Consider the following 22699-nt stretch of genomic DNA (forward strand, 5'->3'; position numbering starts at 1 on the left):
GAAAAACGGGCCGCGTCAGCGGCCCGCTGGGGGAAAGGCGATTACAGCAGGCGGCGAGCGGCGTCCACTACGATCTGTACCGCTTTGCTTTCGGTGTTTTTCATGGTCTCGGCGTTCGGGATCTCTTGCTGGGTGCGGTTGACGATCACCCCGGCCACCATGCCGGCACGCAGGCCCTGGCTGGCACACATGGTCAGCAGCGTGGCGGATTCCATTTCATAGTTCATCACGCCCATCGCCTGCCACTCTTCCATCGAGCCTTTAAAGCGGCTGACCACGCGGCCGGAGTAAGTGTCGTAACGCTCCTGGCCCGGATAGAAGGTATCGGAAGAGGCGGTCACGCCGATGTGCGTGGTGGCGCCGCTGGCCTTGGCCGCTTCCACCAGCGCGGTGGTGCAGGCGAAGTCCGCGACCGCCGGGAACTCCATCGGCGCAAAGTGCAGGCTGGCGCCGTCGAGGCGTACCGCGGCCGTAGTGACCAGCACGTCGCCGACGTTGATATTGGCCTGAATGGCGCCGGTGGTGCCGATACGCAGGAAGGTGCGAATGCCCAGCTGCGCCAGCTCTTCCACCGCAATAGAGGTAGACGGGCCGCCGATGCCGGTGGAGCAGACGATCACCGCCTTGCCGTCCAGCTCCGCGCGCCAGGTAGTGAATTCACGATGGGAGGCCAGATGTACCGGATTTTCCATCAGCTTGGCAATCTTCTCTACGCGCTGCGGATCGCCCGGCACGATGGCAAGCTGGGCCCCTTGTAAATCTTGCTTGGTGAGGCCGAGATGAAAAACGTCAGACTGAGACATACGAGACTCCTCATGGATCATGTTTATTGGGAGGAACAAAAAAGCACTCTACTGAAAATCGTCGCTTAATTTCGTGACGATAGTCACTATGAAAAGAGAAACAAATTACATGCTACATATTTTTTGTGAATTTAATCACAAAAAATAACCAGGGCGCATCCAGAGCACGCCGCTGAACCTCAGTCTAGCCGACAAATCTTGCCGCCCTCTGCCCGTTGGTTGCCGGCTGAAACTATTTAGCTGATCAATCCAAATAACCCTATCTTATCGGCGGCTTAGGGACAAAAAAGCCTTCTAACGCACCTTATGGCACTTACGCGGGGCAAAACGCGTAATAACATGCTAAAAAGCGCTTAAAAATGCCGCAAAGCCAGATAATTAGCCGTTTTTTATCGACTTGTCCGAAAGTGCGCCACGCAGCGCCAATAATGGGTAATCTTTCCTATAGTTAATCTCAGCGCTTTTTTCTATTGCACGGAGACCGCAATGAAAACCGAACATGTGATGACATTAGAACAGGCTCAGGGGGGATTCGCCCCGGCCGCCGCGCCGTTGGCCGCCTCCGCGATTATCACCGACGAACAGGGCATTCACGCCGGGCAAACCACTATCCCTTCCCAGGGGGACGCGCTGCCGGCCTACGTTGCCAAGCCCGCCGACCAGAGCGGCCCTTTCCCCATCGTGCTGGTGGTGCAGGAAATCTTCGGCGTCCATGAACATATTCAGGATCTGTGCCGCCGCCTGGCCAAGCAGGGTTATCTGGCGATCGCGCCCGAACTCTATTTCCGCCAGGGCGACGCCAACGACTACACCGATATCGGCGAGCTGTTCCAACAGTTGGTCACCAAGGTGCCGGATCGTCAGGTACTGGCTGATCTGGATCACGCCGCGCACTGGGCCATCCGCCACGGCGGCGACGCCGGCAAGCTGGCGATCACCGGTTTCTGCTGGGGTGGCCGCATCACCTGGCTGTACGCGGCGCACAACCCGCAGTTGAAGGCGGCGGCCGCCTGGTACGGCAAGCTGGTGGGGGAAAAAACGCTGAATTCACCGAAGCATCCGGTCGATGTCGCCACCCACCTGTCGGCGCCGGTGCTGGGGCTGTATGGCGGGCAGGACAGCGGCATCCCGCTGGAGACGGTGGAAACCATGCGTCAGGCGATCCGCGCCGCCAACGCCGAGGCCGAAATCGTGGTGTACCCCGAGGTCGGGCATGCGTTCAACGCCGATTATCGCCCCAGCTACAATGCCGAAGCGGCGGAGGACGGTTGGCAGCGCATGCTGGCCTGGTTCGCCCAGCACGGCGTCAAATAGCCTCATAAAAAAGGGCGCCGAAGCGCCCAATCATCACACCAGCCAATCTATAAGCGGCGGTTTATCCGCCGCACGGCATCACGCCTGTTCGCGCAGGCGCTGCGCCGCCAATACCATGTTGGCCAGCGACTGCCGGGTTTCCGGCCAGCCGCGGGTTTTCAGACCGCAATCCGGGTTAACCCACAGGCGTTCCGCCGGGATGTTCTGCGCCGCTTTACGCAGCAGCGCTTCAATCCATTCCACGCTCGGCACGTTCGGCGAGTGGATATCGTAAACGCCCGGCCCGATTTCGTTCGGGTATTCGAACTCTTTGAAGGCTTCCAGCAGATCCATATCGGAACGCGAGGTCTCGATGGTGATCACGTCGGCGTCCAGCGCGGCGATGGAGTCCATGATGTCGTTGAACTCGCAGTAACACATGTGGGTGTGGATCTGGGTGTCGTCCCGCGCCACGGCGGCGTTCAGTTTGAAGGCGTCCACCGCCCAGTTCAGGTACGCGACCCAGTCGGATTGGCGCAGCGGCAACCCCTCGCGCAGGGCGGGTTCGTCGATCTGGATGATGCCGATGCCGGCTTTTTCCAGATCTTCCACCTCGTCGCGCAGCGCCAGCGCAATCTGCTTGGCAATCACTTCGCGAGTCACGTCTTCACGCGGGAACGACCAGCACAGGATGGTCACCGGCCCGGTCAACATGCCTTTCACCGGCTTGTCGGTCAGCGACTGGGCGAATTTGGCCCATTCGACGGTGATGGCTGCCGGGCGGCTGACGTCGCCGATGATGACCGGCGGCTTCACGCAGCGGGAGCCGTAGCTCTGCACCCAGCCGTTCTGGGTAAACACGAAGCCGTCCAGGTTCTCGCCGAAATACTCCACCATGTCGTTGCGTTCGGCTTCACCGTGCACCAGCACGTCCAGCCCGAGGCGCTCCTGCTCGACGATCGCCTGTTTGATGTGTTCGCCGATGCTGGTGCGGTAGTTGTTGCTGTCCAAACGGCCCTGTTTGAAGTCCAGACGCAGGCCGCGGATCTCGGTGGTCTGCGGGAACGAACCGATAGTGGTGGTCGGCCAGGCAGGCAGGTTGAAACGTGCGCGCTGCGCCCTGGCGCGTTCGGCGTAAGCGCTGTGGCGTTCGCTGTCCTGGGCGGTGATCGCCGCCAGACGGCGCTCAACCTGTGGGTTATGCACGCGGCTCGACTGACGGCGGGCGCGGATCGGCGCGCTGTAGGCATCCAGTTCAGCCTGCCTGGCCGCGTCAGGCGCGTTCAGCGCCGCAGTCAGCAGCGCCAGCTCGGCGCATTTTTGCAACGCGAAGGCGAACCAGCTTTTCACTTCTTCGTCCAGACGGCTTTCCACGCTCAGGTCGATCGGGCTGTGCAGCAGTGAACAGGAGCTGCCAATCCACAGCGGGCGGGTGCCCACCAGCGGTTGCAGGCGTTCGAACCAGCGGCTCAGATCGGCGCGCCAGACGTTGCGGCCGTTGATTACCCCCAGCGACAGCAGCCAGTCGTTCGGCAATGCGGCGCTCAGCGCGGCAATATCATCATGGCCGGCGACCAGATCGACGTGCAGCCCCTGCACCGGCAGCGTGCGGACGGTATCGAGGCTGTGGCCGACGCTGTCGAAATACGTGGTCAGCAGCAGCTTCACCTGCCCCTGCAGCGCGTCGTAAGCCGGTTTGAACGCGTCCAGCCAGGCTTGCGGCAGCTCCAGCACCAGCGCCGGCTCGTCAATTTGCACCCACTCGACGCCACGTTTCGCCAGCTCGGCCAGCACCTGTTGGTAAACCGGCAGGATGTCTTTCAACAGCGACAGGCGGTCGAACGGCTCGCCCTTCACCTTACCCAGCCACAGATAGGTCACCGGGCCCAGCAGCACCGGCTTGATGCGATGGCCGAGCGCCAGCGCTTCGTCCACTTCGTCCAGCAGCTGGGTCCAGCCCAGCTTGAACTGCTGACCTTGCTGAAATTCGGGCACCATGTAGTGGTAGTTGGTATTGAACCACTTGGTCATTTCCGCCGCGGCCGCCGGCTCGCCGGTCGGTGCGCGGCCACGGCCAATGCGGAACAGCGTGTCCAGATCGATCGAGCCATCCGCATTCTGATGGCGCGCCGGCACGTTGCCCAGCAGCAGGCTGGTGGTCAACACATGATCGTACCAGGCGAAATCGCCGACCGGCACCAAATCCACCCCGGCCTGCCGTTGCTGTTGCCAATGACGAGCGCGCAGCTCGCGGCCAACCGCCAACAGCTCTTCCTGCGTTGAATTGCCGGCCCAGTAGCTTTCCTGAGCTTTTTTCAGCTCACGTCGTAGCCCAACGCGAGGAAAACCCAGTGTGTGATTCAAAATTGCCATCGTCATATTCCCCATTTAGCCATCCAGATGTTTACACATCCATAATCAGCAGGTACTGTATTAACCACAAGCGCAATTTATTCACTGTCAATGTGAAGGACTCTCATGATCGAACTGAAACATTTACGGACGCTGCAGGCCCTGCGCAACAGCGGTTCGCTGGCGGGGGCGGCGGCCCAACTTCATCAGACGCAGTCTGCCCTGTCGCACCAGTTCAGCGATCTTGAACAACGTCTGGGCTTCAAGCTGTTCGTGCGCAAGAGCCAGCCCCTGCGCTTCACCGCCCAGGGCGAGATCCTGCTGCAGCTGGCGGAACAGGTGCTGCCGCAGATCCAACAGGCGCTGCAGGCCTGCCACGAGCCGCACCAGACCACGCTGCGCATCGCCATCGAATGCCACAGCTGCATTCAGTGGCTGACGCCGGCGCTGGACAACTTCCGCCGGCGTTTCCCGCAGGTGGTGATGGATTTCACCTCCGGCGTCACTTTCGATCCGCAGCCGGCCCTGCAGCAGGGTGAGCTGGATCTGGTGATGACGTCGGATATTCTGCCGCGCAGCGGCCTGCACTACTCGCCGATGTTCGATTTCGAAGTGCGTCTGGTGCTGGCGCCGGATCATCCGCTGGCAAGCAACACGCACATTGAGCCGGAAGATTTGAGCGACGAAACGCTGTTGATTTACCCGGTACAGCGCCAGCGGCTGGATATCTGGCGGCATTTCCTGCAGCCGGCGGGCATCAGCCCGGCGTTGAAGAACGTCGATAACACGCTGCTGCTGATCCAGATGGTGTCGGCGCGGATGGGGCTTGCGGCGCTGCCGCACTGGGTGGTGGAGAGTTTCGAACGCCAGGGGCTGGTGGTGACCAAAACCCTGGGCGACGGCCTGTGGAGCCGCCTGTACGCCGCCGTGCGCGACGGCGAGCAGCGCCAGGCGGTGACCGAAGCCTTTATCCGCTCGGCCCGCCAGCACGCCTGCGATCATCTGCCGTTTGTGCGCGACGCCGCACGCCCTGGCGCGACCGGCGCCAAAGCGTTGGCGGCCGGCGTATAAACTTTCGGCCCCCCCGCGCCGGGCGAGCCCGCGTTCTTAGCCGTTCTGTTTCGGCGCCACCCAGCGGCGGTGCACCCACAGCGAAGCGACGATCACCGCCCCGCCGATGATAAAGCTCGGCCAGTGCGGCTGTTGTTGCCAGATGGCCAGATTGACCAACAGCCCGGCCGGCACATGCATGTTGTTCATGATACCGAGCGTGCCGGCATCCACCTGCGTCGCGCCGTAGTTCCACATGAAGTAGCCCAGTCCCGACGCCACCACGCCCAGCCAGATCAGCACGCCCCACTGCAGGTTGGTGGTCGGCAGCTGCTGCGGATTGCCCCACAGGAACCAGGCCACCACCGCCACCGCCGCCGCCCCCAGGTAGAACCAGGAGAACGCGGTGTGCTGCGGCAAGGGATGCACCTCCATCAGGCGCTTATAACCGACCATGCCGATGGCAAAGCTGATGTTCGCCGCCTGCACCAACAGCAGCCCCCACCAGAAGTGTTCGCTCAGTTGGTGATAGCGGATGATCGCCGCGCCCAGCACCGCCAGCAACGCGCTGAAGACATAGCCCCAGCGCAGGCGTCGGCCGCTCAGCAAATCGTAAATCAGCGTGATGTACAGCGGCGTCAGCACGGTGAACAGCAGGAATTCCGGCACCGTCAGGTATAGATAGGCGCGGAAGCTGAACAGGTACATGATGCCCAGCTGGAAGGCGCCCACCAGCATATACAGCAGGATCACCCTGGGTTTGATGTTGCGCCAACGCAGAAACGGCAGAAACACCAGCGCCGCCAGCCCGATGCGCACCAGCGCCGAGAATCCGCTGTCGACGTGGCCCGCCAGGTACTCGCCAATCAGGCTGAAAGAAAATGCCCACAGAATGGTGGTGATAACCAAAAGCAGCACGATGAGTTCACCCTAAAAAGACCGAAAGGGCGATTGTAACGGAAGATGCGCACCGCGTTGGTGAAAAGGCGGTTTACATCAGAACAAAAGATAAACTACCGGCAAAATTTCACCGCTGGGTTAGGCTTAATAAAACGGCGAGGTAACCATCATGAAAACGTCTCATATCCTGTTCGCTCTGCTGTGGCTGCCCGGCCTGGCCGCAGCGGCCAACGGCGTGACCGATCTGCGTTCACAGCAGCAGTTTCTCAACCAAAGCAGCCAGCAGGCCCAGCAACAGCGTCTGTTGAACAATCGGCAAATGGACCAACGCCGCCTGCAGCAACAGCGGCAGTTCGACCATCAGCGGCAACAGCTGATGCAAACCACGCCGAACGGCGGGCAACTGCTGCCTAATGGCAATCAGCCGCGCGATCCGTTCAATCGCACCGCGCCGGCGGTGCCGCAGGCGCCGCTGCCGGCTACGCCCGCACGCCCATGACGGTAAGGAACAGCCCATAATTCAACGCGATCGGGACAAACAGCGGTAAAGACAGCACGACCTGGTGCCACAGTGACAGGATAAAGCCAGGCATCGCATTCCTTCCGGTGGTGCGGCGGCAAGGCTTGTCGTCGCGGGTTCATCGGCGCCGGATTAAAAATCCGGGCCAATCAAATCTATCCGGTCGGTGCAAATGCAGTCAACGCCCCAGTCGAGCAGCAGACGCGCGCGATCCGGTTGGTTGACGGTGTACACCAGAATGCGCAGCCCGGCGTCTTTCAACGCTTTGACCCGCTCGGCGGTCAGCGCTTTGTGATCGATATGCAGCGAGACGCAGTCCAGGCGCTCGGTCAGCTCGCGCCAGTTGTCGTCCCAGGCCTCGAGCAGCAGGCCGCGCGGCAAATCCGGCACGGTGCGCTGCGCCGCCGCCAGCGCTTCTACCGAGAAGGAGGAAAGCAGCGGATCGGTTTGTCCTTGCCACAGCAGCCGCGCCGCCAGCGCCACCACCCGGCCGGTTTCATCGTCGCTGCCGGTGGTCGGCTTGATCTCGATATTGGCCATCAGGCCGTGTTCCCGGCAGCGTTCCGCCACCTCCGACAACAGCGGCAACCGCTCGCCCTTGAAGGCCGAGCTGTACCAGTTGCCGGCGTCCAGCTGCACCAGTTTGTCCCACGGCAGTTCGCCCGCCACGCCCCAACCGTTGCTGGTGCGATCCAGCGTGTCGTCGTGCAGCAGGAAAATTTGCCCGTCCTGCGCCAGCTTGGCATCGAACTCGATCATCTTGTGGCCGTGGCGCGCGCCGACGTCGATCGCCGCCAGGGTGTTTTCCGGCGCCAGAGAACCGCCGCCGCGGTGGGCAACGATATGAGGGTAAGGCCAGGGTCTAGTCATCAATCCATCCGTAATCCGCTGTGGGTGTCAAAGAAGTGCAGCGCCTGAACAGGCAGCTGCAAATATAGCGTACTGCCCGCCGCCGGCAAGGTTTCGTGCGACAGCCGCGCGATCACCCCGTGGCCGCCCCACTGGCCATGCGCCAGATTGTCGGCCCCCAGCAGTTCCAGCGTCTGCAGCTGCAGCGGCACGCCCTGGCCTTGCGCCACCGGCTGAATATGCTCCGGCCGAATGCCCAACGTCAACTGCCGCCCCGCCCACTGCGGTTTGGCCGCCGGCAACGGCAGCGCCATGCCGTCCGCCAGCAGCAGCTGGCCGCCGTCGGCGCTGAGGGTGCCGGGCAAGAGGTTCATCGCCGGCGATCCGATAAAGCCGGCGACAAACAGCGAAGCCGGCCGTTGGTACACTTCGCTCGGGGTGCCGATCTGCTCCGCCACGCCCTTGTTCATGACGATCACCCGCTGCGCCAGCGTCATCGCCTCCACCTGATCGTGGGTCACGTACAGGCTGGTGGTTTTCAGACGGCGGTGCAGCTGTTGCAGCTCCAGGCGCATCTGCACCCGCAGCTTGGCGTCCAGGTTGGACAGCGGCTCATCGAACAGGAATACCGCCGGTTCGCGCACGATGGCGCGCCCCATCGCCACGCGCTGGCGCTGGCCGCCGGAAAGCTCGCGCGGTTTGCGTTTGAGCAGCGGCTCCAGCTCCAGAATGCGCGCCGCCTCCTCCACCCGCTGGCGGATATGATCCTTGCCGAAACCGCGGATCTTGAGGCCGTAGGCCATGTTGTCGTACACGCTCATGTGCGGATAGAGCGCGTAGTTCTGGAACACCATCGCGATGCCGCGATCCTTGGGCTCCAGATCGGTCACGCGCCGGGTATCGATATAGATATCGCCGCTGGTGGTGCGTTCCAGCCCGGCCACCATCCGCAGCAGCGTGGATTTGCCGCAGCCGGACGGGCCGACCATCACGATGAATTCGCCGTCCGCCACATCGAGGTCGATCTGTTTGATCACCGGCGTTTTACCGTCGTAAGACTTGGTGACCGCCTGTAGTTTTAATCCTGCCATCGTCGTTATTTCTCGCTATCAACCAGACCGCGCACAAACCAGCGCTGCATCAGAAGCACCACCGCCAGCGGTGGCAATAAAGTCAGAATCATCGCCGCCATCACCTGGTTCCACTGGGTCGGCGCGCCGGAAGTGGAGATCATGCTCTTGATGCCCGCCACCGCGGTGCCCATCGAAGCGTCGCTGGTGATCAGGATCGGCCACAGGTATTGGTTCCAGCCGTAGATAAAGGTGATGACGAACAGCGCCGCCAGATTGGTTTTCGACAGCGGCAGCACGATGTCCCAGAAGAAACGCATCGGCCCGGCGCCGTCGATGCGCGCCGCCTCCAGCAGCTCATCCGGCAGCGTCATGAAGAACTGGCGCAGCAGGAAGGTCGCGGTGGCCGAGGCCATCAGCGGCAGCGTCAGGCCGGTGTAGCTGTCCAGCAGGTTGAGGTTGGAGATCACCTCCACCGTCGGGAAAATGCGCACCTCCACCGGCAGCATCAGGGTGAGGAATATCAGCCAGAAGAACAGGCTGCGCAGCGGAAAGCGGAAGTACACGATGGCGTAAGCCGACAGCACCGACACCGCGATCTTGCCGAAGGTGATCGCCAGCGCCATGATCACGCTGTTCAGCAGCAGCAGCGAGAACGGCACTTTGAGGTTGCCCACGCCGCCCTGCCAGATATTGCGGATGTTCTCCCACAGGTGGCCGCCGGGCACCAGCGTCATCGGCACCTGAAACACCTGCTTGTCGTCCAGCGTGGCGGCGACAAAGGCCACGTACAGCGGGAACAGCACCACCAGCACGCCGATAATCAGCATCACATGGCTGAAGATATCCAGCCCGCGTCGATTCTCAATCATTGATAGCGCACCTTACGTTCAACGAAGCGGAACTGGATCACCGTAAGGCCGATCACCAGCAGCATCAGGATCACCGACTGCGCGGCAGAGCTGGAGAGATCCAATCCGGCGAAGCCCTCGCGGTAGATCTTGTAGATCAACGTGGTGGTGGACTGCACCGGCCCGCCGCCGGTGGCGGCGTCGATCACCGGGAAAGTATCGAAGAAGGCGTACACCAGATTGACCACCAGCAGGAAGAAGCTCACCGGCGCGATCAGCGGCAGCACCAGATGGAAGAAACGCCGCACCGGGCCGGCGCCGTCGATGGCCGCCGCCTCCACCAGCGAGCGCGGGATCGACTGCAGCGCCGCGAGGAAAAACAGGAAGTTATAGCTTATCTGCTGCCATACCGAGGCCAGCACCACCAGGAACATCGCCTGGCCGCTGTTTTGCGCATGGTTCCAGTTATAGCCCAGCCCGTTGAGGAAATGGGTGATCAACCCCAGGCCGGGGTTGAACAGAAAGATCCACAGCACCGCCGCCACCGCCGGCGCCACCGCATAGGGCAGGATCATCAGCGTGCGATAGAGGCGGCTGCCGCGCAGCACATAGTCCACCAGCGCGGCGAAGAACAGCGACACCGCCAGCCCGATGCCCGCCACCAGGAAGCTGAAGATCAGCGTGGTGTAGAACGAATCGAGATAGTAAGGATCCTGAAACAGCTGCTTAAAGTTATCCAGCCCGACAAACTGGCTGGACAGGCCGAACGGATCGAGGCTCTGCACCGAATACCACAGCGCCTCGCCGGCGGGCCATAAAAAGAAGACGGCGGTAATCAGCAGCTGCGGCAGCACCAACGCATAGGGCAACCAGCTGCAGCCGAAACCGGGACGGGAAGATGACATAGACGTTAAACCATTAATCGGGTACGCAAGGATCGGCGTGAAGACGCGAGCCCGATCGGACGGGCCCGCGACGCAGGGTTACTTGGTTGAGGCTTCGAAACGGCGCAGCAGCACGTCACCGCGCTGCACGGCGGCGTCCAACGCCTGCTGAGGCGTTTTCTTGCCGGTCCACACGCCCTCCAGCTCTTCATCCACCACGCTGCGGATCTGCGGCATGTTGCCCAGACGCAGGCCCTTGGTGAACGGCAACGGCGGCTTGTTCAGCATCTGGCGAGTGGCGACGTCGGCACCCGGGTTCTTGTCGTAGAAGCCCTGCTGCTTGGTCAGATCGTAAGCGGCGGTGGTGATCGGCAGATAGCCGGTCTTCTGGTGCCATTCGGCGGCGATTTCCGGCTGCGCCAGGTACTGCAGGAACTCGGCCACGCCCTTGTAGGTGGCGGCGTCTTTGCCGTTCATCACCCACAGGCTGGCCCCACCGATGATGGCGTTCTGCGGCGCGTTTTTCGCGTCGGCGTCGTACGGCATCATGCCGACGCCGTAGTTGAATTTGGCGTAGTGCTTGATGTCCGCCAGCGAACCGGATGACGCGGTGGTGATGGCGCAGTCGCCGTTATAAAACTTCTCGGTGGATTCGTCTTTGCGGCCGAAGTAGGTGAAATCGCCCTTCTTGTTCATCGCCTCCAGCAGCGCGATGTGCTTGACCTGCAGCGGCTGGTTGAACTCCAGCTTGGCGTTGGTGCCGCCGAAGCCGTTGTTTTCGCTGGCGAACGGCACGCCGTTCCAGGCGCTGAAGTTCTCCAGCTGGATCCAGCCCTGCCAGCCGCTGGCGTAGCCGCACTTCATGCCGGCCTCACGCAGCTTGGCGGTATCCGCCGCCAGCTCCTGCCAGGTTTTCGGCGGCTGATCCGGGTTCAGGCCGGCCTTTTTGAAGGCGTCTTTGTTGTAGTACAGCACCGGCGTGGAGCTGTTGAACGGCTGAGACAGCAGATGGCCGCTCTTGTTGTCGGTGTAATAGCCGGCCACCGTCGGCACGAACACCGACTCGTCGAAGTTGATGCCGGCCTCTTTAAACACTTCGTAGACCGGTTTGATGGCCTTGCTGGCCATCATGGTGGCGGTGCCCACCTCGTAAACCTGCAGGATCGCCGGCGCCTTGCCGGAGCGGTAAGCGGCGATGCCCGCCGCCAGGCTCTGTTCGTAGTTGCCTTTGTAAACCGGCACAATCTTGACGTCGCTGTGCGACTGGTTGAAGCGATCCGCCAGGGAATCCACTTCCTTACCCAGTTCGCCTTCCATCGAATGCCAGAACGGGATCTCGGTCGCCGCCAGCGCCTGAGTGCTGACCGCCAGGGTCAACGCGACGCACAGCGTGGTTTTGCGAATAGCGTAGGTGAGCATGCCTAACTCCTGAAAAAAGCTGGTGTAAAAGCGCGTGAGCGAAAAGAATCAATTCTTGATGAGGGAGTGCCCCCTATAGCTTTCGAGTTGCAGCTAGGCGGCAACCTGCTGGCACCCTGGAGCTTAGCTAACTAAGTGACAGGGGGGCAGTCGGGCAGCCAACAACGCTGCGGCTCGAAAGATGACGGGGGATAACATGCCATGCGCGGATGACAGAAAAATAACCGTTATATGACAGCCACATGACGGCAAGGTGAAGTGAAGATGGCGGTTTGATGTCGGCGGCGGGCATGGGTTCCGCCGCCGTGAGGATTACAGCGAACGGCGCAGACGCGCCACCGCTTCCTGCATCTGCTGTTCGGTGGCGGTGGCGAACGACAGGCGGAAGGTCGAACGATCCGGGTTGTCGGAGAAGAAGTATTCCCCCGGCACGAACACCACGCCCTGCTGCAGGGTAGCGTTCAGCCATTCGGTGGCGTTGAACGGCCGGCGGAAACGTGCCCACAGGAACATGCCGCCCTTCGGCTTATCGAAGGTGATGTAGTCGCCCAGCTCCTGCTCCACCAAACCGGCCAGGATCTCGCCCTTCTGTTTGTAGGCGGCGCGGATCTTGTCGATCTGCGCCGGCAGGCGGCCCAGGCCGAGGTAGCATTCGACGATGCTCTGCGACAGCGCGCTGGCGTGCAGATCCGCCGCCTGCTTGATGATCGCCACTTTATGCAGCAGGAACGGCGGCAGGATCGCCCAGCCCAACCGCAGGCCCGGCGCCAGGATCTTGGAGAAGGTCGAGGTATAGATGATGTGGTCGGTGTTGCCCAGCACCCGCTGCGACACCTGATGCAGCGTCGGGTGGCGCTCTTCGGTGAAACGCAGCTCGCCGTACGGATCGTCTTCGATGATCAGGAAGTTATGTTCGGCGGCCAGCTTCACCAGCCGTTCGCGGCGCGCGGCGCTCAGGGTGATGCCGCTGGGGTTGCCGAAGTTCGGCACCACGTACACGCCCTTGATGCGCTGGGTTTTCAGCAGCTCGGCCAGCTCTTCCACCACCATGCCGTCGCTGTCGGACGAGACCGACATGATGTTGGCTTCCGCCAGCTCCAGCGTTTGCAGCGCCGCCAGGTAGGTCGGGCGCTCCACCACGAACACGTCGCCGGGGTTGACGATGGCGCGCATCACCAAATCCAATGCCTGCTGCGAGCCAGCGGTGACCATCACCTCTTCCGCACCAGCGGTGACGCCGCGCTCGGCGCACAGCGCGCAAATGCGCTCACGCAGCAGCGGGCTGCCCTCGGTCAGGCCATACTGGAACGCGCTTTTCGGCTGTTCGGTGATCGCCTGCTGGGTGGCGATGCTCAATCCTTCGAAATCGAACAGCGCATCAGAGGGGATGCCGCCCGCCAGCGAAATGACGTGTTCCATCTTGCTGTGTTTAAGCAATTCACGGATGGCCGAACTTTTTACGTTAACGATGCGCTGCGCGAGTAACCCTTCTGTCTTCATTTCTTCTTCTCGTACCTGATTATTTTAATTCGTAGGGGGGCGGATTAACCGCCCAGATACGCCGACCTCACTGCTTCGTTGGCTAACAATGCAGCCCCCGTATCTTCCAACACCACGCGGCCGTTTTCCAGCACATAACCGCGGTCCGCCAATTTCAGCGCCTGATTGGCGTTTTGCTCCACCAGGAAGATGGTCATGCCCTCTTCCCGCAGCTGCTGAATGATGTCGAAAATCTGCTGGATGATGATCGGCGCCAGCCCGAGCGAGGGCTCGTCGAGCAGCAGCAGTTTCGGCTGGCTCATCAGCGCGCGGCCGATGGCCAACATCTGCTGCTCGCCGCCGGACATGGTGCCGGCGCGCTGGTTGCGGCGCTCCAGCAGGCGCGGGAACAGCGTGAACACCCGTTCGATGCGCTGTTGATACTGCCGGCGATCGGCGAAGAAGCCGCCCATCGCCAGGTTTTCTTCCACCGTCATGCGCGAGAAGACGCGCCGCCCTTCCGGCACGATCGCCACCGCTTCGCGCATGATGCGCGAGGTTTGCCACTGGGTGATGTCCTGGTCCTGAAAGACGATGCTGCCTTCGCTGGCGCGCGGCTCGCCGCACAGGGTGCCGAGCAGCGTGGTTTTACCGGCGCCGTTGGCGCCGATTAACGTCACGATTTCGCCCTGGCTTATCGTGAGACTGACCTGATGCAGCGCCTGAATTTTGCCGTAATGGGCGGATACCTGATTGAATGACAACATATTATTCTTCGCCCAAATAAGCCCGGATCACGTCCGGGTTGTTGCGGATCTCCGCCGGTGTGCCCTGCGCCAGCGGCGTGCCCTGATTCACCACGTAAATGCGGTCGGAAATACCCATCACCAGCTTCATGTCGTGCTCGATCAGCAGCACCGATACCTTATGCCGATCGCGCAGCTCGACGATCAGGTGATCCAGCTCGTCGGTCTCTTTCGGGTTGAGGCCGGCGGCCGGTTCATCCAGCATCAGCAGCGCCGGCCGGGTCACCATGCAGCGGGCGATCTCCAGCCGCCGCTGCTGCCCATAGGCCAGGTTGCCCGCCGAACGGTTGGCCATCTCCAGCAGGCCGACGCGCGCCAGCCACTCCGCCGCACGCGCCAGCGCTTCGGCTTCGGCGCGGCGGAAGGCCGGGGTTTTCAACAGCCCGGCGAACACGCCGCTTTTCAGGTGCTGATGCTGCGCCACCAGCAGGTTTTCGATCACCGTCATTTCACGGAACAGCCGCACGTGCTGGAAGGTGCGTACCACCCCCATGCGGGCGATGGCCTGCCCCGCCAATCCTTCCAGGTGGCGATCGCGCAATTTGATGGTGCCGCCGGTCGGGCGGTAAAAACCGGTCAGGCAGTTGAACACCGTGGTCTTACCGGCGCCGTTGGGGCCGATCAGCGACACGATTTCGCCTTCGTTCAGCGTCAACGCCACGTTGTTGACCGCCAGCAGCCCGCCGAAACGCATCGACAGGCCCTCCACCTGCAGTAAAGGTTGAACGCTCATGCCTGCTCCCCCTTGCCCGCGTGAATGTCCGCCGCCTGCAGCTTCAGCTGCGGCCGTTTCATCGGCAACAGCCCCTGCGGCCGCCAAATCATCATCAGCACCATCAGCGCACCCAGCAACAACATGCTGTATTCATTCAGATCGCGCATCAGCTCGCGCGACACCACCAGCAGGATCGCCGCCAGAATGACTGCGAACTGCGAGCCCATGCCCCCCAGCACGACGATCGCCAACACAAAGGCCGATTCGACGAAGGTGAAGGACTCCGGGCTGACAAAGCCCTGGCGTGCGGCGAACAGCGTGCCGGCAAACCCGGCGAAAGCGGCGCTGATGGTAAAGGCGGTCAGCTTGATGCGCGTCGGGCTGAGGCCCAGCGAGCGGCAGGCGATCTCGTCTTCGCGCAGCGCTTCCCAGGCGCGCCCCAGCGGCATGCGCAGCAGGCGGTTGATGACGAACAGCGTCAGCACCACCAGCAACAGCGCCACCAGGTACAGGAACACGATGCGATCGCTCGGATCGTATTTCAGGCCGAAAAAGTTATGGAAGGTATCCCAGCCGCCGTCGCGCACGCTGCGGTTGAACTCCAGGCCGAAGAAAGTCGGTTTCGGGATCTGGCTGATGCCGTTCGGCCCGCCGGTGATCTCGGTATTGTTCAGCAGCAGGATGCGCACGATCTCACCGAAGCCGAGCGTCACGATCGCCAGATAGTCGCCACGCAGCCGCAGCACCGGGAAACCGAGCAGGAAGCCGAAGGCGGCGGTGACGATGCCCGCCAGCGGCAGGCTCTCCCAGAAGCCGAGGCCGTAATAGTGATTCAACAGCGCGTAGGTGTAGGCACCGATGGCGTAGAAACCGCCGTAGCCGAGCACCAGCAAGCCGGACAGGCCCACCACCACGTTGAGGCCGAGACCCAGCATCACGTAGATCAGCGTCAGGGTGGCGATATCCACCGTGCCGCGCGACACCAGGAACGGCCAGGCGACCGCCGCGACGATGAGCAGAGCCGCCAGCAGCTTTTGCCGCGGCGTGGTGCCGTCGAAGCTCGGCAGCACGAACGCCGGGCCGGAGACTTTTTTCAATCCCTGCTGCAGCAGCGGGCGCAACAGCTGGAAGAAAAAGACGATGACGCAGCCGATGCCGATCCACATCCAGCGTACTTCCGCCGCGCCGTGCACCACCAGCTTGGTGCCGTCCAGGCTGAGCTGCATGCCCATCAGGAACGACGCCATCACGAACAGCACCGCCGTGGCGATCAGCGCATTGAGCAGATTGAGTTTCATACTTTCTCAACCTCCGGACGCCCGAGGATGCCGGTCGGCATGATCAGCAGCACCACGATCAGCAACGCGAACGACACCACGTCTTTATATTCAGTGCTGAGGTAGGCAGAGGTCAGCGCTTCCGCCACGCCCAGCACCAGACCACCGATCATCGCGCCGGGAATGCTGCCGATACCGCCCAGAACCGCGGCGGTGAAGGCTTTCATACCGGCCATAAAGCCGATGTAAGGGTTGATGACGCCGTAGAACTGGCCGAGCAATACCCCGGCCACCGCCGCCATCACCGCCCCGATGACGAAGGTCAGCGAGATCACCCGGTCGGTGTTGATGCCCAGCAGACTGGCCATCTTCAGGTCTTCCGCACAGGCGCGGCAGGCGCGGCCCATGCGCGAATAGCGGATAAACAGCGTCAGCGCCAGCATCGCCAGGAAGGTCACGAGCCAGATGATCAGCTGCATGGTGCTGATGGTGGCGGCGAAGCCGTTGCTTTCCCCCAGCACCCACTGGCCGGTCACCAGGCTGGGCAGCGCCAGATCGCGTGAGCCCTGCGTCAGGCTGACGTAGTTTTGCAGGAATATCGACATGCCGATGGCCGAGATCAGCGCAATCAGGCGCTTGGAGTTGCGCACCGGCTTGTAGGCCACCCGCTCGATGCTCCAGCCGTAAGCGCTGGCGATGACGATCGAGACCAGGAACGCGGCGCCGATCAGCAACCAGCCGACGTCGATGCCGAGCATCATCAGGGCAGCGATGACGATAAAGGAGACATAGCTGCCGATCATGTACACCTCGCCGTGGGCGAAGTTGATCATGCCGATGATGCCGTAAACCATGGTGTACCCGATGGCGATCAATGCATAGGTGCTGCCCAACGTTAAGCCGTTGAACATCTGCTGCAGAAAATAGAGGAGCTGCTCTGACATACTCTGAACCCTTGGCTGCGAAACCCGCTGGCGGAGAACCGGCGGGTAAAGGGAGACGGGGCCGGCAAGCCGACCCGCCGGGCGCAGCGGGCTGCGCCCCACCCTAATCATTATGGCTTATTTGATCGGTGTGGACGTGCCGTTGGCATGCCATTCGAACACGCCGAACTCGAAGCCTTTCAGATCGCCCTTGTCATCCCAGGTCAGCGGCCCCATCACGGTGTCTACCGGCTTGCCGGTTTTCAGATCCTTGACGATATCCGCCGGCTCCTGGCTGCCGCTGCGCTCCATGCCGGTGGTCAGCGACTGCAGCGCGGCATAGGTGGTCCAGACGAATGGGCCGGTCGGATCCAGCTTCTTGGCTTTCAGCGCATCGACGATCGGCTGGTTGGCAGGCACCTGGTCGTAGCGTTTCGGCAGCGTCACCAGCATGCCTTCCGAGGCGGCCCCGGCGATGTTGGACAGCGAGGAGTTGCCCACGCCCTCCGGCCCCATAAAGCGGGTGGTCAACCCGGCCTGCTTGGCCTGACGCAGGATCTGGCCCATTTCCGGGTAATAACCGCCGAAGTACACGAAGTCGATATTTTCTTTCTTCAGGCGCGCCACCAGGGTGGAGAAGTCTTTGTCGCCGGCGGTGATGCCTTCGAACATCGCCACTTCGGTGCCCTGTTTTTTCAGGCTGTCGCGCACCGAGCGCGCCAGGCCTTCACCGTATTGCTGCTTGTCGTGCACCACGGCGATGCGCTTCGGCTTGATGTCGCTGAGGATGTATTTGGCGGCGGTCGGGCCCTGATCCGAGTCCAGGCCGGTGGTGCGCAGGATCATCTTGTAGCCGCGGGTGGTCAGATCGGCGTTGGTGGCCGCCGGGGTAATCATGATCACGCCTTCGTCTTCATAGATATCGGACGCCGGCTGGGTGGAAGAAGAACACAGGTGGCCAATCACATAGCGAATGCCGTCGTTGATCACCTTGTTGGCTACCGCAACCGCCTGCTTCGGATCGCAGGCGTCGTCGTATTCCACGCCGACCAGTTTGTCGCCCTTGATGCCGCCCTTCGCGTTGATGTCGGCAATCGCCTGGCGCGCGCCGGTAAACTCCATATCGCCATACTGCGCGACCGGGCCGGACATTGCCCCGACGATCGCCACCTTGATGTCTTTCGCCATGGCCGCCTGGCTCATGGCCATCGCAATACAGCCCGCCAGCAGTGCCTTACCTGTTGTTAATTTCATCCGCAAATCCCCATCTGTCGTTGTGAACGTACCTGTTGTGTTTGCCTGCACCCGATCGTTATTGACCGCTTTTGTTATAAGTAATAATGATTTAGGCGTTTTATCGGCATTATTTTCTAATAAGACTTTATTTTTCATACCATTAAACAGGAATTTTCTGCTGCAAATCAACTTCATCAGGCAGAAACAAGCGGCGTAAACAGGATAAAATTCGAATTAAATCTGCGCTGTTTACCTTGAGGCGTAGCGCGTTGTGCTGGTTAACAATCCGTTTACTAACTATTTACTCGGAAAATGCCCCGTGCAAAAAACATATTGCACAGTAATCGTACAGAAAAACTTACACAACGCTCTGCACAAGATCTATTACACTGTCGGCATCATTTAGCTGCGCGGAAATTCTGCATGAAACTGACCATCGAGCGCCTGACCGCGCTGTCCCCGCAAGACCTTATCGACCTCGGTAAAATTTGGCCGCATCAGCAGCCTAAGCAGTGGCAGGGCTGGCTGAGCGACGGCAAGGCGCTGTTCGCCGCTCGCTTTAACGAGCGCCTGCTGGGCGCGGTGAAAATCGCGTTGCAGGACGACCGCGCCGAGCTGCATGACCTGCTGGTGCGCGAAGTGACGCGCCGCCGCGGCGTCGGTCTTTACCTGGTGCAGGATGCACAGCGTCAACTGCCGCAGGTCGCCCACTGGCAGCTGTCGACCGCCGGCCTGGCGCCGCGCGAACGTGGGGAAGTCGATAACTTCATGCGCGCCTGCGGCTTCGCACCGCAGGGCGATCTCTGGCAAAAATGAAACGCCGGCTGGCGGCGCTGGCCTTGATTGCGCTCGGGCTGGCGGCCGCGTTCTTCGGGCGCCAGCAGGCACTGCGCCTGGCCTCAGGCTGGGATCAGCAGGTTTATGTCTGGCAGCGGGTTTGGACGCCGCAGCACGCGGCTGCGCTGGCTCACAGCCGCGATCTGTTCGACGGGCTGAGAGTGCTGGCGCTGCAGGTGCATCCGCGCGAAGGCTGGCGGGAAATCCCGGCCGATCTCAGCCTGCTGAAGCAGGACGGCCGCCCGCTCTGGCTGGTGGCGCGCCTCGACGGCCAGCTGCCGCAGCTGGACCAAGAAGCCATTATCCAGCGTCTGCTGGCGCTCACCCAGCGCTGGCAGGCGGCCGGGCTGCCCGTCACCGGCGTCGAGATCGATCATGACGCCGCCACCGCCCGCCTGCCGGACTACCAACGCTTTCTACAGCGGCTGCGCCAACGGCTGCCCGCCGCTTTGCAACTCGGCATCACCGCCCTGCCGGCCTGGATCGGCTCGCCCGACCTGCCCGGCGTACTGCAACAGGCCGACAGCTCCGTCCTGCAAGTGCATGCGGTGCTCTCGCCGCAGCAAGGGCTGTTTGACGGCCCATTAGCGCTGCGCTGGGTGCGGCAGTATGCCGCTGTCACACCGAAACCGTTTCGCGTCGCGCTGCCGGCCTATGGCATGGCGCTGCTGGGGTTTGATGCGCAGGGCGCGCAGGTGGAGAGCGAATCCTCGCTGCGCGTGGCGGGCAACGGCCGCGAGCTGACGGTCGCGCCGCAGCAAATCGCCGATTTTCTGCAGACGCTGGCGCAGCAAACGCCACCCCGGCTGCGCGGCATTCTCTGGTTCCGCTTGCCGCTGGCGGACGATCGGCGCGCCTGGTCGCTCGCCACGCTGCGAGCGGTGATCGAACGGCGGCCGCTGAACGTCGACTGGCAGGTAAAATTTAGGCCTCAGCCACAGCAAAACGGGCTGTATGATCTGATAATTCAGAACAACGGGCCGGTGGACGCCCCGCTGCCGCAAGAGGTGGTCATCCGCGCCGACGACTGCCTGGCGGCCGACGCGGTCGGCAACTACCGGTTGGAATCCGCACCGCAACGGCAACGCTTTATCCGCATCAGCGGCGACCAGCTGCACGCCGGGCAATCCCGGCCGCTGGGCTGGCTGCGCTGCCAACAACTGACGCCAGGAGGCACCCTTGTCACACCTTGATTCGCGCGCGGCACGGAACACCCGCCGCCTTCTTCCGCTGGCCATGCTGATCGGCGCCGCGCTGGCGCTGCCGCTGAACGGCTATGCCTGCGGCCCGGATTTTCCTAATCGGCTGCTGATCGACCGCAACGGCACCCTGCTGTATATGCCGGAGGGCAATTTCGCCTTCGAAGCCGGCCGGCTGGTGCCGGCGGATAAGCAGCTGCCGCGCTGGCAATCCCCGCCGCCGCCGATGCCACCGAAACCGATGCCGCAGTCGCCGGAAACGGTGGCGATCGGCAAAATGCGCGCCGCCAAAACGGTGGAAGAGGCTGACGCCGTCAATACTCAGGGGTTGTCCAACGCCGCACGCCTTTATCAACTGGGCGCCGTCGCTTTCGCCAGCCACGATCCGCGCGCCACAGAGTATTTCCAGCAGGTGCTGAAGCTGCCGGCCGCCGAACAGGGCGACTGGGGACTGCGGGCGCAGTATTCGCTTGGGCGGGTGTTGATGAATGACCACGGCACGCCGATGAATGAATCTGGTGAAGCGGCGCCCGCCGCCGAGCATCCGCCTAAAGCCGAACTTGAACAGGCGCTGGCGGCGTTCCAGCAGGTGATCGATCGGGTGAAAAGCGGCACCGCCGACCCCGATCGGCTGGCGCTGAGCAGCCTCGGGCAGCAGGCGCGCATCCACCTGTGGCTGGGTGACGTCGCCCCCGCCGCCCACCTGTACGCACAGCAGGCGGCGCAGGGCGATCCGAGCGGCGGGCAGTCGCTGCAATACGTCTCCAGCTTCCTGGTCAATCCCGACCATCTGGCAACGCTGAAGCAGGTGATCGGCGATCCCCTAATCCAACAGCTGGTGACCATTGAGCTGTTCGCCCGCAGCGGCAACCTGCAGATGGCGGATACCGACGGCAACGGCCGCTCCGCACAGATCATCAGCCAGATCCTGACGCTGCTGGACGGCACGGTGAAAAGCGGCTTCGCCGGCAGCGATCGGCTGGCGGCATTGGCCTACCGTTCCGGGCAGTATCCGATGGCGGCCAGCCTGCTGAAAAACGCCGGCGACAGCGGCCTGGCGTGGTGGCTGCGCGCCAAAATGGCGCTGCGTGAGGGTGATGTGAAAGCCGCCACCGCCGCCTACGCCAAGGCGGCAAGCGCGTTCCCCGCCGACGAAAGCTGGGGCGAACAGCGCAACGCCGACTTTGTCGCGGAAACCATCGTGCCCGAGTGCCGGGTGGCCGGCGAACAGGCGATCCTGGCGCTGAACCGCGGCGACTATCTGCAGGCGATGGACCTGCTGTATCGCGGCAAAGCGCTCTACTGGGCCGACGTGGCCGATGTGGCGGAGCGGGTGCTGACCGTCGATGAGTTGAAAGGCTTTGTCGATAAACACGCCCCGGCACCGGCGACGCCGCTCAAGCCGGTTAACCCGGACGACTACGGCGGCCAGCAGATCACGCCGGAAGTGCAGCTGCGCGAGCTGCTGGCGCGGCGCTTGATGCGCGCCGGGCGGGCCGCGGAGGCGCAGGCCTACTTCGATATCCCCAACTATCGCCAGGCGGCGCAGCAGTATGCCGATGAGCTGAAGGCCGCCAAGGACAAGTCCGCCGCGCCGCTGGCGCGCGCGCAGGCTTACTATCGCGCCGCCAACCTGCTGCGTGCCCAGGGGCTCGAATTTACCGGCTATGAGATGACGCCAGACTACGCCATCTATGGCGCCGGCTATTCCTATCTGGGGGATGCGTTCGATACTCGCGAGCTGAAGCACAAAAGCTGGATCGACAGCGCAGAAGCGGCGCGCGCCAAGGCGGCGCTGCCGGCGCAGGACAACCGTTTCCTGCACTATCGCTGGCAGGCGGTGGGGTTGGCGCAACAGGCGGCCGATCTGCTGCCGCCGAAAAGCCAGGCCTACGCCGCCGTGCTGTGCAACGCCGCCAGCTGGGTCATCAAGCGCGACGCCAAGACCGGCCGGGTGCTGTATCAGCGCTACATCAACACCGGCACCCGCTACCCGTGGGCGGCGAAATTCGGCTACGACTGCCCGGCGCCGGACTTCGCCACTGTTGCACCATAACGCCGAATTTCAGGCATGAAAAAGCCCGGCTTGCCGGGCTTTTTTTCGAATATTGACCCGTCCTGAATAGCGTTGACACGTTTTCGACTTAAATCCGGAGAACGTGATAATGGCCGAGTTTAAACGCACACAACGCGACTATCCTTTGTCTTTTAAAATTGCTGTTGTTGAGCAGGTTGA

General features: G+C 62.3%; 20 protein-coding genes. 6 read left to right on the forward strand and 14 right to left on the reverse strand.

Annotated features, from left to right (window positions below; genetic code table 11):
• Positions 1–41 precede the first annotated feature (41 nt).
• A complete protein-coding gene (gene udp, locus M6G53_RS20695) occupies positions 42–803 on the reverse strand; it encodes a uridine phosphorylase (protein ID WP_253334191.1) in 762 nt (253 codons plus the stop codon).
• A 486-nt stretch (positions 804–1289) separates the two neighbouring features.
• Here udp and M6G53_RS20700 point away from each other — a divergent pair, with 486 nt between their 5' ends.
• Complete coding sequence (locus M6G53_RS20700) at positions 1290–2117, forward strand: dienelactone hydrolase family protein (protein WP_253334193.1); 828 nt, start codon at positions 1290–1292, stop codon at positions 2115–2117.
• 78 nt (positions 2118–2195) lie between these two features.
• Here M6G53_RS20700 and metE read toward each other — a convergent pair whose 3' ends face one another.
• A complete protein-coding gene (metE, locus tag M6G53_RS20705) occupies positions 2196–4484 on the reverse strand; it encodes a 5-methyltetrahydropteroyltriglutamate--homocysteine S-methyltransferase (RefSeq protein WP_253334195.1) in 2289 nt (762 codons plus the stop codon).
• Positions 4485–4574: 90 nt separating this feature from the next.
• Between metE and metR the strand changes: the two genes are divergently transcribed.
• The gene (metR, locus tag M6G53_RS20710) at positions 4575–5519 is read left to right on the forward strand and encodes an HTH-type transcriptional regulator MetR (RefSeq protein WP_253334196.1); all 945 of its coding nucleotides are present in this window, start codon (positions 4575–4577) and stop codon (positions 5517–5519) included.
• Between the two features lie 36 nt (positions 5520–5555).
• Here the strand turns inward: metR and M6G53_RS20715 are convergent, their stop codons facing one another.
• Entirely contained in the window at positions 5556–6416 is an 861-nt protein-coding gene (locus tag M6G53_RS20715; protein ID WP_253334197.1) for a carboxylate/amino acid/amine transporter, read from the reverse strand.
• A gap of 151 nt (positions 6417–6567) precedes the next feature.
• Here M6G53_RS20715 and M6G53_RS20720 point away from each other — a divergent pair, with 151 nt between their 5' ends.
• The gene (locus tag M6G53_RS20720; RefSeq protein ID WP_253334198.1) at positions 6568–6897 is read left to right on the forward strand and encodes a hypothetical protein; all 330 of its coding nucleotides are present in this window, start codon (positions 6568–6570) and stop codon (positions 6895–6897) included.
• Between the two features lie 153 nt (positions 6898–7050).
• Here the strand turns inward: M6G53_RS20720 and ugpQ are convergent, their stop codons facing one another.
• The 11 genes from ugpQ to M6G53_RS20775 all read right to left on the reverse strand — a co-directional run bounded on the left by ugpQ (position 7051) and on the right by M6G53_RS20775 (position 18445).
• Entirely contained in the window at positions 7051–7788 is a 738-nt protein-coding gene (gene ugpQ, locus M6G53_RS20725; RefSeq protein WP_033644980.1) for a glycerophosphodiester phosphodiesterase, read from the reverse strand.
• Positions 7788–8858 (reverse strand): sn-glycerol-3-phosphate import ATP-binding protein UgpC, encoded by a 1071-nt coding sequence (locus M6G53_RS20730; RefSeq protein WP_253334199.1) that lies wholly within the window; start codon positions 8856–8858, stop codon positions 7788–7790. The genes ugpQ and M6G53_RS20730 overlap by 1 nt, the downstream gene beginning before the upstream one ends.
• Positions 8859–8863: 5 nt before the next feature.
• Positions 8864–9709: a sn-glycerol-3-phosphate ABC transporter permease UgpE gene (ugpE, locus tag M6G53_RS20735; protein ID WP_019455301.1), complete on the reverse strand. Its 846-nt coding sequence runs from the start codon at positions 9707–9709 to the stop codon at positions 8864–8866.
• Positions 9706–10593: a sn-glycerol-3-phosphate ABC transporter permease UgpA gene (ugpA, locus tag M6G53_RS20740; protein WP_015376293.1), complete on the reverse strand. Its 888-nt coding sequence runs from the start codon at positions 10591–10593 to the stop codon at positions 9706–9708. The genes ugpE and ugpA overlap by 4 nt, the downstream gene beginning before the upstream one ends.
• Positions 10594–10671: 78 nt before the next feature.
• Positions 10672–11991, reverse strand: a complete 1320-nt coding sequence (gene ugpB, locus M6G53_RS20745) for a sn-glycerol-3-phosphate ABC transporter substrate-binding protein UgpB (RefSeq protein WP_253334200.1) — start codon at positions 11989–11991, stop codon at positions 10672–10674.
• A 312-nt stretch (positions 11992–12303) separates the two neighbouring features.
• Positions 12304–13491 (reverse strand): aminotransferase-like domain-containing protein, encoded by a 1188-nt coding sequence (locus tag M6G53_RS20750; RefSeq protein WP_253334201.1) that lies wholly within the window; start codon positions 13489–13491, stop codon positions 12304–12306.
• Positions 13492–13535: 44 nt separating this feature from the next.
• Positions 13536–14237 carry a high-affinity branched-chain amino acid ABC transporter ATP-binding protein LivF gene (gene livF / locus M6G53_RS20755; protein WP_033636687.1) on the reverse strand — a complete coding sequence of 234 codons (702 nt, stop codon included), beginning with the start codon at positions 14235–14237 and terminating at the stop codon, positions 13536–13538.
• Position 14238: 1 nt separating this feature from the next.
• A complete protein-coding gene (gene livG / locus M6G53_RS20760; RefSeq protein ID WP_253334202.1) occupies positions 14239–15009 on the reverse strand; it encodes a high-affinity branched-chain amino acid ABC transporter ATP-binding protein LivG in 771 nt (256 codons plus the stop codon).
• The gene (locus M6G53_RS20765; RefSeq protein WP_060441197.1) at positions 15006–16289 is read right to left on the reverse strand and encodes a high-affinity branched-chain amino acid ABC transporter permease LivM; all 1284 of its coding nucleotides are present in this window, start codon (positions 16287–16289) and stop codon (positions 15006–15008) included. The genes livG and M6G53_RS20765 overlap by 4 nt, the downstream gene beginning before the upstream one ends.
• Positions 16286–17212, reverse strand: coding sequence for a high-affinity branched-chain amino acid ABC transporter permease LivH (gene livH, locus M6G53_RS20770; protein WP_038874154.1), 927 nt, complete (start codon positions 17210–17212; stop codon positions 16286–16288). Before livH ends, M6G53_RS20765 begins: the two co-directional genes overlap by 4 nt.
• 117 nt (positions 17213–17329) lie before the next feature.
• Positions 17330–18445 (reverse strand): branched-chain amino acid ABC transporter substrate-binding protein, encoded by a 1116-nt coding sequence (locus M6G53_RS20775; protein ID WP_004934358.1) that lies wholly within the window; start codon positions 18443–18445, stop codon positions 17330–17332.
• Positions 18446–18850: 405 nt separating this feature from the next.
• On the opposite strand from M6G53_RS20775, the gene panM reads away from it, so the two are divergent.
• The 3 genes from panM to M6G53_RS20790 are packed head-to-tail and all read left to right on the forward strand — an operon-like array spanning position 18851 to position 22519.
• A complete protein-coding gene (panM, locus tag M6G53_RS20780; protein WP_253334203.1) occupies positions 18851–19243 on the forward strand; it encodes an aspartate 1-decarboxylase autocleavage activator PanM in 393 nt (130 codons plus the stop codon).
• Entirely contained in the window at positions 19240–20457 is a 1218-nt protein-coding gene (locus M6G53_RS20785; RefSeq protein WP_253334204.1) for a DUF3142 domain-containing protein, read from the forward strand. The genes panM and M6G53_RS20785 overlap by 4 nt, the downstream gene beginning before the upstream one ends.
• Positions 20458–20500: 43 nt before the next feature.
• A complete protein-coding gene (locus M6G53_RS20790) occupies positions 20501–22519 on the forward strand; it encodes a hypothetical protein (protein WP_436286543.1) in 2019 nt (672 codons plus the stop codon).
• Positions 22520–22699: the final 180 nt, after the last annotated feature.

The sequence above is a fragment of the Serratia nevei genome, assembly GCF_024160145.1.
GTDB classification, from domain to species: domain Bacteria; phylum Pseudomonadota; class Gammaproteobacteria; order Enterobacterales; family Enterobacteriaceae; genus Serratia; species Serratia nevei_A.